The sequence below is a fragment of the Prauserella salsuginis genome (assembly GCF_024648885.1).
In the GTDB taxonomy this organism is placed as follows: domain Bacteria; phylum Actinomycetota; class Actinomycetes; order Mycobacteriales; family Pseudonocardiaceae; genus Prauserella; species Prauserella salsuginis.
Genome location: NZ_JANBBF010000013.1, coordinates 456,185 through 468,480, shown reverse-complemented (window position 1 = coordinate 468,480; position 12,296 = coordinate 456,185). Strand labels below are relative to the sequence as shown.

The window sequence follows — 12,296 nt, the reverse complement described above, 5'->3', positions numbered from 1 at the left end:
TACAAGGCAGATTACCCACGTGTTACTCACCCGTTCGCCACTCATCCACCCACGCAAGCGCGGGCTTCAGCGTACGACTTGCATGTGTTAAGCACGCCGCCAGCGTTCGTCCTGAGCCAGGATCAAACTCTCCAACAATGCATTGAAAAATCAAATCCAAGCAAAAAACACACAACCACAACCAACCACAAACCGTGATCAACCATGGCCCTGCGCTAGCTCAAAGAAACCCCAAAAAAAGGGGCACAAAGCAACAAAACAAAGCTCACAAACACACTGTTGAGTTCTCAAACAACACGCAGTTGGTTATATCGTCAGGGCTGCGTCGAGCCCCACTTGAATCTATCAGATCCGAGTTTGGGGCAGAGCGCCACCCTGGGGATCTCTCCCCTGCCTGGTAACCCGGGGCTTCCGACTTGGCCTTTCGGCTTCCGTCTGCCCGGTCTCCCTGGCGACAAAGAGAACATTACACGGCTCGAATACCCCCTGAAACAGGGGGGTCCCCTTTTTGCGAAACCGCAGGTCAGGAGTTGATCACGGCTCAGACGGACCCGTACTGACGGTCGCCGGCGTCGCCGAGGCCCGGCACGATGAAGCCCGATTCGTTCAACCGCTCGTCCACCGAGGCCGTCACGACGCGCACGGGAAGGTCGGCCTTCCGGACGTGTTCCAGACCTTCGGGCGCCGCGAGCGCGCACACCGCCGTCACGTCCGTGGCCCCGCGATCGGTGAGCATGCGGATCGTGTGCTCCATCGAGCCGCCCGTGGCGAGCATCGGGTCGAGGACGAACACGGGCCTGCCCGCGAGCGATTCCGGCAGCGACTCCATATAGGGCGTCGGCAGGAGCGTCTCCTCGTCGCGCGCCAGGCCGACGAACCCCATTTGCGCGTCCGGGATCAGCTTGTGCGCCTGGTCCGCCATCCCCAGCCCCGCCCGCAGCACCGGCACGAGCAACGGCGGCGACTCCAACCGGTATCCGTCGGTGCGCGCGACGGGCGTGTGGATGCGGTCGATGACGAGCGGTGCCTCGCGCATCGCTTCGTAGACGAGCATCACCGTCAGCTCGTGGAGCGCGGCGCGGAAGGCCGCGCTGTCGGTACGGGCGTCGCGCATGGTGGACAGGCGCGCGCGGGCCAGTGGGTGTTCGACGACCTGGACGTCCATGAGCGTCAGCGTAACGACGAGGGTCGCGCGGGCCCGGCGAAAGTGGGGAAAACGGCGGGTCGTGCCACTAAGGTGACCGAACATGACCGAGGACCCCGGGCCAGCCGAGCCCCATCGCATCGAGCCGGCGCAACTGCGCGCCTCGGACGCCGACCGGGAACGGGTCGCGCAGCAGTTGCACACGGCCATGGGCGACGGCCGGATCACGATGGCCGAGCTCGAGCAGCGGCTCGGCATCGTGTACGCGGCGAAGACGCTCGGCGAGCTCGAGCCGGTGCTGGCCGACCTCCCCGGAGCCGTCTCGCCGGTCACCTCGTCGCCGCAACCGCCCGCGCCGGTGTCTCCCCGCGCTCCGGAGAGCCGGATCGGCGGCACGCCCGGGTCCGCGACGTCGATCGCGATCATGTCCGGCACCGACCGCAAGGGCAGCTGGGTGGTGCCCCGGCAGCACAACAGCTTCGCGTTCTGGGGTGGGGTCGAGATCGATCTGCGCGAGGCTCGGTTCGCCGAACGCGAGGTGACGATCACCGCGGTGGCGATCATGGCCGGGATCGACGTGATCGTGCCGGACGACGTCCATGTGCGGGTGACCGGCATCGGCGTGATGGGCGCGTTCGAACAGGTCGAGAAGAAGGACCCGCGGCCCGAGGACGAGGTGCCGGAGGGCGCGCCGGTGGTGACCGTGAACGGACTGGCCTTCTGGGCGGGCGTCGAGGTGCGCCGAATGCCGCGGCGGAAGAAGGTGGAGGGCGGCGGCGACAGGCGGCTCGAATAGCCGTACCCGGCGGCAGGACCCGGGCGCGACCCGACCGGGCACGAGTCACGGCCGAACCACCCGCCCGAGCGAGTCGAGCCGGAGCCACGGCGTGGCCGGACCGCGTGGCGGAGGCGGATCGACGGCCGGAGCCGGCCCCTGACGGAGCGTGCCGCCGGCATGGCCGACTGGGACCCGGCGGCGCCGGTCGACAGCTACGCTCACGGGCATGGCAACAGCTAGTTCGCCGGCAGAGCTCGCCGACGCCACCCGCGACGAGACGAGCCTCCGCCGGTTTCTGCAGGGTTTGCCCGGAGTCGATCAGGTCGGCGTGGAGGCCAGGGCCGCGAGCCTCGGCACCCGCAGCATCAAGAAGACCGCGAAGCTCTGGGCGATCGACACCGCGATCTCGATGGTCGACCTGACCACGCTCGAGGGCGCCGACACCCGTGGCAAGGTGCGTTCGCTGGCGGCGAAGGCACGCAGGCCCGATCCCGACCGGCCGGGCACTCCCGCCGTGGCGGCCGTGTGCGTGTATCCGGACATGGCGGCGACGGCGGTCGAGGCCCTGGCGGGTACGGGCATCGGCGTGGCGAGCGTGGCGACGGCGTTTCCCTCCGGCCGGTCGAGCCGCGAGGTGAAGCTGGCCGACGTGCGGCTGGCCGTCGAGGCGGGCGCGACCGAGGTCGACATGGTGATCGATCGCGGGGCGTTCCTCGAAGGCCGGTACGGCTACGTGTTCGACGAGATCCGCGCGGTCAAGCAGGCCTGCGGAGACGCGCACCTGAAGGTGATCCTCGAGACCGGCGAGCTGGCGACCTACGACAACGTGCGGCGGGCATCCTGGCTCGGCCTGCTGGCGGGCGGCGACTTCATCAAGACGTCGACGGGCAAGGTCTCCCCCGCGGCGACCCTGCCGGTGACGCACGTGATGCTGCAGGCCGTCCGCGACTGGTACGACGCGACGGGGCAGCTGCGCGGCGTCAAGCCCGCGGGCGGTATCCGGTCCACAAAGGATGCCCTCAGGTATCTCGTCGCCGTGCACGAGGTGGCCGGCGAGGAATGGCTGACGCCGGAGCTGTTCCGGTTCGGCGCTTCCAGCCTGCTGAACGACCTGTTGCTGCAGCGGCGCACCCAGCACGACGGTCACTACAGTGGCCCCGACTACGTGGCGGTGGATTGATCCGATGAGCGTGTGGGAATACGCGCCCGCGCCCGAATCGCGCGACCTGGCGAATCTGCAACCGAACTACCGGCCGTTCATCGACGGCGAGTTCGTCGACGGCGGCGGCGATCCGCTGAAGTCGGTCAACCCGGCGACCGAGGAGATCCTGGCGGAGGTCGGTACCGCATCCGAGTCCGATGTGGACGCCGCGGTGCGAGCGGCGCGGCGGGCGTTCGAGCAGGTATGGGGACCGATGCCGGGCGCCGAACGTGCCAAGTACCTGTTCCGCATCGCCCGGCTGCTCCAGGAACGCGCACGCGAACTGGCCGTACTGGAGACGCTGGACAACGGCAAGCCGATCAAGGAGTCACGCGACTCCGACCTCCCGACGGCCGCGGCGCACTTCTTCTACCACGCGGGCTGGGCGGACAAGCTGGACTACGCGGGCTACGGGCCCGATCCGAAGCCGCTGGGCGTCGCGGGGCAGATCATCCCGTGGAACTTCCCGCTGCTCATGCTGGCGTGGAAGATCGCACCGGCGCTCGCCACCGGCAACACGGTGGTGCTCAAACCCGCAGAGACCACGCCGCTGAGCGCACTGGTGTTCGCCGAGATCTGCCGGCAGGCGGGTCTGCCGGCGGGCGTGGTCAACATCGTGCCGGGTGCGGGCGACGTCGGTTCGCTGCTGGTGCGCCACCCCGGCATCGACAAGATCGCGTTCACCGGCTCGACCGCCGTGGGCAAGGAGATCCAGCACGCGGTGGCGGGCACGCCCAAGCGGCTGACCCTGGAACTCGGCGGCAAGGCGGCCAACGTCGTGTTCGACGACGCCCCGCTCGACCAGGCCGTCGAAGGCATCGTGGGCGGGATCTTCTTCAACCAGGGACACGTCTGCTGCGCGGGTTCGCGCCTGTTGGTGCAGGAGTCGGTGGCCGACGAGCTGCTGGGCAAGCTGCGCGCGCGGATGTCGACGTTGCGGCTCGGCGATCCGCTCGACAAGAACACCGACATCGGCGCGATCAACTCCGCCGAGCAGCTGGCGAAGATCCGCGAGCTGACCGCGTCCGGCGAGGACGAGGGTGCGCAGCGCTGGACCAGCCCGTGCGAGCTGCCCGAGCGCGGCTTCTTCTTCGCCCCGACGGTGCTGTCCGGCGTCGAGCAGTCGATGCGGGTCGCGCGCGAGGAGATCTTCGGGCCCGTGCTGTCGGTGCTGACGTTCCGCACCCCGGACGAGGCCGTGACGAAGGCCAACAACACGCCGTACGGCCTGTCGGCGGGCCTGTGGACCGAGAAGGGATCGCGCATCCTGTGGCTGGCCGACCGGATGCGCGCCGGCGTGGTCTGGGCCAACACGTTCAACCGCTTCGACCCCGCCGCTCCGTTCGGCGGCTACCAGGAGTCGGGTTTCGGCCGCGAGGGCGGTCGCACCGGACTGGAGGCGTACCTGCATGTCTGACCGGGTGAGCGTCGCGAAGACGTACAAGCTCTACATCGACGGGAAGTTCCCGCGCTCCGAATCCGGGCGGACATACCCGGTGACCGACTCCGCGGGCGGGTTCCTGGCCAACGCCTCGCACGCCTCGCGCAAGGACGTGCGTGACGCGGTGTCGGCCGCGCGGAAGGCGTTCGGCGGGTGGTCGGGCGCGACCGCCTACAACCGCGGCCAGGTGCTCTACCGCGTCGCCGAGATGCTCGAAGGCAGGCGGGAGCAGTTCGCCGCCGAGGTGTCGGCCTGCGAGGGCGTGTCCGCCGCGGCGGCCTCGTCCGTCGTGGACGCAGCCGTCGACCGGTGGGTGTGGTACGCCGGGTGGACCGACAAGATCGCGACCGTGCTGGGCGCGGCCAACCCCGTGGCCGGGCCGTACTTCTCGTTCACGGTTCCGGAGCCGACCGGCGTCGTCGGGGTGCTGGCGCCGCAGTCGTCGTCGCTGCTCGGGCTGGTCAGCGTGCTCGCGCCCGTGGTGGCGACGGGCTGCACCGCGGTCGTGGTCAGCAGCGCCGACCGGCCGCTGCCCGCGATCACGCTGTCCGAGGTGCTCGCGACGTCCGACGTCCCCGGCGGTGTCGTCAACGTGCTGACCGGGCGCGCCGACGAGCTCGGCCCCTGGCTCGCCTCGCACGCCGACGTCAACGCGATCGACCCGACCGGCGCGAGCCCCGAGGCACGGATCGACGTCGCGCAGCAGGCGTCGGCCACCGTGAAGCGGGTGCTGACGGTGCCCGGGGACGAACCCGACTGGACCCGGCGTCCCGACATGTCCCGCCTCCGGCACTACCTCGAGGCCAAGACCGTCTGGCATCCGAAGGGCACGTGAGCCGGCTCCCGACTCCCGGCTAGGGCGCGGCGACGGTGAAGTGCCGGTCGGTGCCCGGGTTCTCGAGCTCGTCCAGCGCGGCGACGGCGAGGTCCTCGGCGCTGATGCGGGACGTGCCGTCACGTCCGATGAGGAGCGTGGTGGTGCCGCGGCGGTAGCTGCCGGTGCGTTCGCCGGGTTCGAGGACCGCGGGCGGGCTGAGGTACGTCCACGTCGGCGTCGGGTGAGCCTGGCAGGCGTGCAGCTGCGCGGTGCTCGCCTCGGCGAGGCTGCGCCACGCGTCCGGTACGTGTGCCGGGTCGGCGGCGACGATCCGGCCCGGGTCGGCAGGCGACCGCAGCGGCCCCGCACCGCCGATGACGAGCAGCGGCGTGCCGGCGTCCGCGGCGGCGTCGAGCACTCGCGTCGTGGCAGGGGCGAGCAGGTCCTCCTCGCCCGCGGCCGCGCGGACGGTCAGGACGACGGCGTCGGCCCCGGCGACCGTGGCCCGGAGATTCCGCCCGGTGTCGACGTCGACGGTCGACGTCGAAACGCCTGCCCGCTCCGACGGCTGCGGCCTGCGGGAGGCCGCCGTGACGCGATGTCCGCGGTTCAGCGCTTCGGCGGTGAGGCGGGTGCCGACCATGCCGGTCGCACCGATGATCGTCAGGTTCATGAGACACCTCGCAGTCGGACGTCGTCGCGGCCGGTGTCGGCTGTCGTGATGGCGCCGGTGGTGGTGGCGGACAGGGTGCCGGCGGGATCCGCGGCCGGTGATGCGGTGCTTCGCGGCTCGGACCGGGTGGTCTGGCCCGCGACCATCGCGGTGAGCGCCAGCGCGAAGCCACCGAGTTGCACGACGCTGAGCACCTCGCCCAGCACGAGCACTCCGAGTGTGGCCGCCACCAGCGGTGACAGCAGGCCGAGCAGCGCGGTGGCGGTCACGGGCAGTCTGCGCAGGCCGTTGAACCAGACGGTGTAGGCCAGCAGCCCGCCGACGATGCCGAGCCACGCGTAGCCGGCGACACCCGCCACGTCGATCCGGCCGGGAACGCCTTCGATCACCAGTGCCGGAACGAGCAGCACGAACCCGCCGGCAGCCAACTGCCACCCGGCGAAGGACAGCGCGCCCACTCCCTCGGGACGTCCCCATCGTTTGGTGAGCGTGACACCGAGGGCCATCGACACGGCGCCGCCGAGTCCTGCCGCGCTGCCGAGTGGGTCCAGCGCGGCCTCCGGGCCGAGCACGACGAGCGCCACCCCGGACACGCCCACCACGCCCCAGCCCAGGCGCGGGAGCGACAGCCGCTGCCCCAGCACACCGACTACGGCCAGCGCCACGATGATCGGCTGGGTCGCGCCCAGGGTGGCGGCGACACCACCGGGCAACCGTTCGGCGGCGAGGAACAGCAACGGGAAGAACGCACCGATGTTCAGGGTGCCGAGCACCGCGGCCTTCCACAGCCACTCCCCGCGAGGGAACTTGCGCGTGAGGAGCATCGCCGCCAGCCCGGCGGGCAGCGCCCGCACGAGCGCAGCGAACAGCGGGTGTCCCGGTGGCAGGAGCTGTGTCGTCACGACGTAGGTCGTGCCCCACACGGCGGGGGGCGAGCGCTGTCAGGGCAGTGAGCGCCACGCGGCCGTGTGCCGCGGGAACGGGGATTCCGGTCATCACCCGTCCAGCATCGAGGCCACCGCGTCGATGAGTCCAACACATCGTTTTCATCGCAGCGATCGGATGTGACCATGGATCGATGGAACTGCAGCAGCTGCGGTACGTCCTCGCCGTGGCCGACACCATGAGCTTCACCCGCGCCGCGCAACGGTGTTTCGTCGTCCAGTCGTCACTGAGCCACCAGGTCAAAGCGCTGGAGAACGAACTGGGCGTTCGCCTGTTCGCCAGAACCAGCCGCCGCGTCGAACTCACCGACGCCGGTGCCGCGTTCCTGCCCGCAGCCCGCGCCGCCGTGAACTCGGCCGAGCGTGCGGCCCAGGACGCCGCAGCCGCGGCGGGTGAGATCCGCGGACACCTGACACTCGGCACCATTCCGACGCTGACCGCCGTCGATCTGCCCGGCGCGTTGCGGCGGTTCTGCCGCCGGCACCCGCACGTGGTCGTGACCTCACGCACCGGCAACAGCGACGACCTCGCCGCGGCCGTCCGCACCGGCGAGGTCGACGTCGCGTTCCTCGGCCTGCCCGACACCGCCGAACCCCGGGGCGGTCGTTATCGGCGCCTCGCCAGGGAGCGGCTCGTCGCCGTCGTTCCGCGCGACCACCCGATCGCGGGCCGCCGTCGCGTTCACCTCAGGGACCTTGCCGACGAGGCGTTCGCCGACTTCCCCACCGGGAGCGCGGGCCGCGCGCAGAGCGACAACGCGTTCACCGCCGCCGACCTCACCCGCCGAGTGGCGTTCGAGGCGACCGACGCCGCCCTCATCGTCGACCTCGTCGGCAACGGCCTCGCCGTCGCGCTCCTGCCCACCGGGGTCGTTCCGGAGCGCGCCGAACTGTCGAGCCTGCCGGTCGTCGACGGTCCGAGCCGCACCGAGTATCTGATGTGGAGCGACTTCAACCCCACACCCGCCGCGACGGCGTTCCTGGCCGAGCTGGCGGTGCAGACCTGACGCCCGCCGCCGCCGTGGACAGCGACGCCGGGTCGCGGTGGCGACGAACGGGCACCGCTCGGGGACCTGCACCCCCGAAGGGCGGACCGGCGGTGCCTCGACGGGCGGACCGGCGATGCGCGTCCTCCGGCCGTGGATCCGGGCCGGCGATGCGGCACATCCCGGAGCCCGCACCACGGGCCGAGCAGGACCGCGCACGGTGCGGGTGATCACGGGCGGCACGGGGAAGCCGGACGTCGGCCGGGAACCGGCGCGGTCCCGGAATCCGCAACACGATCCCTGGAGGCCACAACACGGCCCCTGGAAAACGCAACACGGGCCCCGGAGGGCGCAACACGGCCTGGGGGTCAGCCGGAGAGCGGGCCTACGTCGGTGATGCGGAGCACCGGGGCGCCCGTCTCGTCGGAAGCGTCGAGATCGATCTGGGCGCTGATGCCCCAGTCCCGGTCACCCTCGGGGTCGTCGAAGATCTGCCGCACCTTCCAGATCCCCGGTTGCTGGTCGATGATCAGCATCGCGGGGCCGCGCGCGTCGGGGCCGGTGCGGAGCTCGTCGTACTCCTCGAAGTACTCGTCGAGCGCGTCGGCCCAGTCGTCGGCGTCCCAGCCGTCGTCCAGTTCGCCGAGTGCGTCGTAGGCCTCGCGCGCGGCGAGTTCGACCCGGCGGAACATCTCGTTGCGCACGAGCACGCGGAAGGCCCGTTCGTTGCGGGTGACCGGCGGCGGTCCCTCGGGCAACGACCGTTCCGGATGGCTCGCGGCGACCTCCTCGTCCGGGTGCCGCAGCGCCTCCCACTCGTCCAGCAGGCTCGAGTCGACCTGGCGCACGAGTTCGCCGAGCCATTCGATGAGGTCGCTCAGCGGTTCGGTCTTCGCATCGTCGGGAACCGTGCGGCGCAGCGTGTCGTAGGCGTCGGCGAGGTAGCGCAGCAGGACGCCTTCGGAGCGGGCGAGGTTGTAGTGCCCGATGTACTCGACGAAGTTCATCGCGCGCTCGTACATGTCGCGCACGACCGACTTCGGCGACAACGCGTAGTCGGCGACCCACGGATGGCCCTGCCGGTACGTGGCGTACGCCGCCTCGAGCAGTTCGGTCAGCGGCTTCGGATAATCGACCTCTTCGAGCAGGTCCATCCGCTCGTCGTACTCGATCCCCTGGGCCTTCATCTCGGCGACGGCCTCACCGCGCGCCTTGAACCGCTGCTGCGACAGGATCTGCTTCGGATCGTCCACCGTGGACTCGATGATGGACACGACGTCGAGCGCGTAGCTGGGCGACTCCTCGTCGAGCAGTTCGATCGCGGCGAGCGCCAGCGGCGACAGCGGCTGGTTGAGCGCGAAGTCGAACTGCAGATCCACGGTCAGCCGCACGCGGCGGCCGTCGGCGTCGGGGGTGTCGAGCCGTTCGACGACCCCCGCGGCCAGCAGTGCGCGGAAGATCGCGATCGCCCGCAGGATGTGCCTGCGCTGCGCGGCCCTGTCCTCGTGATTGTCCTCGAGCAGGTGCCGCATGTGGGCCAGTGCGTCGCCGGGCCTCGAGATGACGTTGAGCAGCATCGAGTGCGTCACCGTGAAGCTCGACGTCAGCGGCTCCGGCTCGGCGGCGATGAGTTTCTCGAACGTCGTCTCCGTCCAGTTGACGAAGCCCTCCGGCGCCTTCTTGCGCGTGATCTTGCGCTTCTTCTTGGCGTCGTCACCCGCCTTCTCCAGGGCCTTGGCGTTCTCGATGACGTGATCGGGGGCCTGTGCGACGACGTAGCCGTCGGTGTCGTAGCCGGCGCGGCCCGCTCTGCCCGCGATCTGGTGGAACTCGCGTGCCTTCAGGTGCCGCTGGCGGGTGCCGTCGAACTTGGTCAGCGCCGACAGCACGACGGTGCGGATGGGCACGTTGATGCCGACGCCGAGGGTGTCCGTGCCGCAGATCAGCTTCAGCAGGCCGGCCTGCGCGAGCTGTTCGACCAGGCGCCGGTACTTGGGCAGCATCCCCGCGTGGTGCACGCCGATGCCCGCACGCACGAGCCGGGACAGCGTCTTGCCGAACCCGGCCGAGAACCGGAAATCGCCGATCGCCTCGGCGATGGCGTCCTTCTCCCCGCGGGTCGTGACGTTGATGCTCACCAGGGCCTGCGCGCTCTCCACGGCCGCGGCCTGCGAGAAGTGCACGATGTAGATCGGCGCCTGCCCGCCGGACAGCAGCTCGGTGACCGTCTCGTGCATCGGCGTCATCGCGTAACGGAACGTCAGCGGCACGGGCCGCTGCGCCGACGTGACCACGGCGGTCGACCGGCCGGTGCGCCGCGTCAGGTCCTTCTCGAAGAACGAGACGTCGCCCAGCGTGGCCGACATGAGCACGAACTGTGCCTGCGGCAGTTCGATCAGCGGCACCTGCCAGGCCCAGCCGCGGTCCGGTTCGGCGTAGAAGTGGAACTCGTCGGCGACGACCTGGCCCACATCGGCGTCGGATCCGTCGCGCAGTGCGATGTTGGCGAGGATCTCCGCGGTGCAGCAGATGATCGGCGCGTCCGGGTTCACCGAGGAGTCACCGGTCACCATGCCGACGTTGTCCGCACCGAAGGTCTCGACGAGCGAGAAGAACTTCTCCGACACCAACGCCTTGATCGGCGCCGTGTAGTAGCTCCGGCGGCCATCTGCCAGCGCCGCGAAGTGCGACCCCACCGCGACCAGGCTCTTACCCGACCCCGTCGGCGTCGAGAGGATGACGTTCGAGCCCGAAACCGCCTCGATGAGCGCTTCCTCCTGCGCCGGATACAGCTCGATACCGCGCTCGAGTGTCCAGTCGGTGAAGGCCTCGAACAGCGTGTCCGGGTCGGAGTCGCCGGGTAGGCGGTCGGCAAGGGAGTCAGTCATCGTGACCTAGATGGTGTCATCGCGACTTTCGGCCGGTGAGGGGTGATCGCGGGAACCGGGCGGAACCCGTACGCTTCGAGGCGCGCCCCGGCGGAGTGAATCCCCCGCCGAGCTGGGCGCATCAGGTGTGTGGCGGAGGAAGTAATGGCACAGGACATCATCCCGATCGAACTCGGGCTGCCGCAGGGCGACCTGGTCACCCTGTGGGCCCCGCGCTGGCGGGAGGACGGCGAGGAGTGGGAAGCCTTCCTCGGCGATGAGGAGGACCTGTACGCCTTCCCCGACGCCGCGCACCTCGCCGCCTACGTGCGCACGGCCGAGCAGCACGACCTGATCGACCACCCGGCATGGCGCACCGTGCCCGCGCTGAACGCGCCCGAGCTGATCCCGGACGACGACCACTCGTACGACCTGGTCGGCGTGCCGGAGATGGTGGCCGAGACGCCCGATTCGTGGACGCTGTCCGAACTCGCGGAGATCGTGGGCATCGTGCGCTCGCTCGCCGACGTGTGCGAGCTCGACGAGGTGCACGAGGTCCTCGACAGCTGCGAGGGCTTCTCGCTGCTCGACCAGGGCACGCTGCCGTTCAGCGGCCGTGAGGGCGGCAAGCTGTGGACCGACCTGTCGGAGACGGTGTCCGAGAAGTGGGACACGATCCTCGACGCGGTCGACGATCTCGTGACCGTGCCGGAGGTCGACGCCGCGACGCTCGAGACCACGGCCGAGGAACTCGCCGCGTTCCACGAGGAGTCCGCCGAGTCCGAGGCGGGAGTGGACTCCGAGGCCGAGGAGATCGACCCGGTGAGCGGTTCCGACACCGACGACGAGGACGGCGACGACGAGGAGGAGCTCGGCTTCTGGGGCGAGGTCGGCATCGACCCGATCAAGATCGTCACCTCGAGCCGTGAGTACTACACGCTGCGGTGCTACCTCGACGACGATCCGGTCTTCCTCGGTTCGAACGGCACCATCGAGGTCTTCACCTCGTCGAAGGCGCTGGCCCGCAAACTCGCCGAGCCGGGCGAGCTCGCCGACAGCGAACTGGCCGACGTGTCCACGTGGGACGACGTGCTGACCGCGGCCACGGGCGGCGAGCTGGAGGTCGAGGTCGAGGCGGCCAACACCTATGTGCTGGCCTCGCTGGACTCCGACCTCGGCGAAGGCCCCGACGCGGTCGACCCCAACCAGCTCGAACTGGCCGTCGAACTGCTCACCGACGCCGCCGACTGGTCCGGTGACGACAGCGTCGGCGAAGCGCTCGCGACGTCGGAGCGACTCGGCTGGCTCGTGTCGTACATCCTCAAGCCCGACCCCACGCGGCTCGCGCCGAGCGGCCCGTTCGACGACGAGCAGAAGACCTGGCGCGGTCTGGTCGACGACTTCGAGGACCGCCTCCACGTGAACTGACCCCGCGGCGCCGTAGT

The 12,296-nt window shown here is 70.2% G+C and carries 10 protein-coding genes and 1 rRNA gene; 6 read left to right on the top strand and 5 right to left on the bottom strand.

Features of this window, described 5'->3' with window-relative positions; translation table 11 throughout:
• Nucleotides 1-138: ribosomal RNA gene (locus LY40_RS22525) — 16S ribosomal RNA — on the bottom strand; the annotation flags it as partial.
• Between the two features lie 403 nt (nt 139-541).
• On the bottom strand, nt 542-1,165 hold the full coding sequence (gene upp, locus LY40_RS22520; protein ID WP_183779385.1) for a uracil phosphoribosyltransferase: 624 nt from the start codon (nt 1,163-1,165) through the stop codon (nt 542-544).
• An 82-nt stretch (nt 1,166-1,247) separates the two neighbouring features.
• Between upp and LY40_RS22515 the strand changes: the two genes are divergently transcribed.
• The 4 genes from LY40_RS22515 (at nt 1,248) to LY40_RS22500 (ending at nt 5,399) form a co-directional block, all read left to right on the top strand.
• Entirely contained in the window at nt 1,248-1,940 is a 693-nt protein-coding gene (locus LY40_RS22515) for a DUF1707 SHOCT-like domain-containing protein (protein WP_183779387.1), read from the top strand.
• A gap of 208 nt (nt 1,941-2,148) precedes the next feature.
• Complete coding sequence (gene deoC, locus LY40_RS22510) at nt 2,149-3,102, top strand: deoxyribose-phosphate aldolase (protein WP_258938048.1); 954 nt, start codon at nt 2,149-2,151, stop codon at nt 3,100-3,102.
• 4 nt (nt 3,103-3,106) lie between these two features.
• Nucleotides 3,107-4,540, top strand: coding sequence for an aldehyde dehydrogenase family protein (locus tag LY40_RS22505; protein ID WP_183779391.1), 1,434 nt, complete (start codon nt 3,107-3,109; stop codon nt 4,538-4,540).
• Nucleotides 4,533-5,399, top strand: a complete 867-nt coding sequence (locus LY40_RS22500) for an aldehyde dehydrogenase family protein (RefSeq protein ID WP_183779393.1) — start codon at nt 4,533-4,535, stop codon at nt 5,397-5,399. The genes LY40_RS22505 and LY40_RS22500 overlap by 8 nt, the downstream gene beginning before the upstream one ends.
• A 19-nt stretch (nt 5,400-5,418) precedes the next feature.
• On the opposite strand, the gene LY40_RS22495 is transcribed toward LY40_RS22500, so the two are convergent.
• A complete protein-coding gene (locus LY40_RS22495) occupies nt 5,419-6,054 on the bottom strand; it encodes an NAD(P)-dependent oxidoreductase (RefSeq protein ID WP_183779395.1) in 636 nt (211 codons plus the stop codon).
• Nucleotides 6,051-6,956: an EamA family transporter gene (locus LY40_RS22490; protein WP_308216678.1), complete on the bottom strand. Its 906-nt coding sequence runs from the start codon at nt 6,954-6,956 to the stop codon at nt 6,051-6,053. Before LY40_RS22490 ends, LY40_RS22495 begins: the two co-directional genes overlap by 4 nt.
• A gap of 176 nt (nt 6,957-7,132) precedes the next feature.
• Here LY40_RS22490 and LY40_RS22485 point away from each other — a divergent pair, with 176 nt between their 5' ends.
• Nucleotides 7,133-8,005: a LysR family transcriptional regulator gene (locus LY40_RS22485; protein ID WP_258938047.1), complete on the top strand. Its 873-nt coding sequence runs from the start codon at nt 7,133-7,135 to the stop codon at nt 8,003-8,005.
• 347 nt (nt 8,006-8,352) lie between these two features.
• On the opposite strand, the gene LY40_RS22480 is transcribed toward LY40_RS22485, so the two are convergent.
• Nucleotides 8,353-10,872: a DEAD/DEAH box helicase gene (locus tag LY40_RS22480; RefSeq protein ID WP_258938046.1), complete on the bottom strand. Its 2,520-nt coding sequence runs from the start codon at nt 10,870-10,872 to the stop codon at nt 8,353-8,355.
• Between the two features lie 144 nt (nt 10,873-11,016).
• Here LY40_RS22480 and LY40_RS22475 point away from each other — a divergent pair, with 144 nt between their 5' ends.
• Nucleotides 11,017-12,279 (top strand): SatS C-terminal domain-containing protein, encoded by a 1,263-nt coding sequence (locus LY40_RS22475; protein WP_183779401.1) that lies wholly within the window; start codon nt 11,017-11,019, stop codon nt 12,277-12,279.
• The last annotated feature ends 17 nt before the right edge of the window (nt 12,280-12,296 follow it).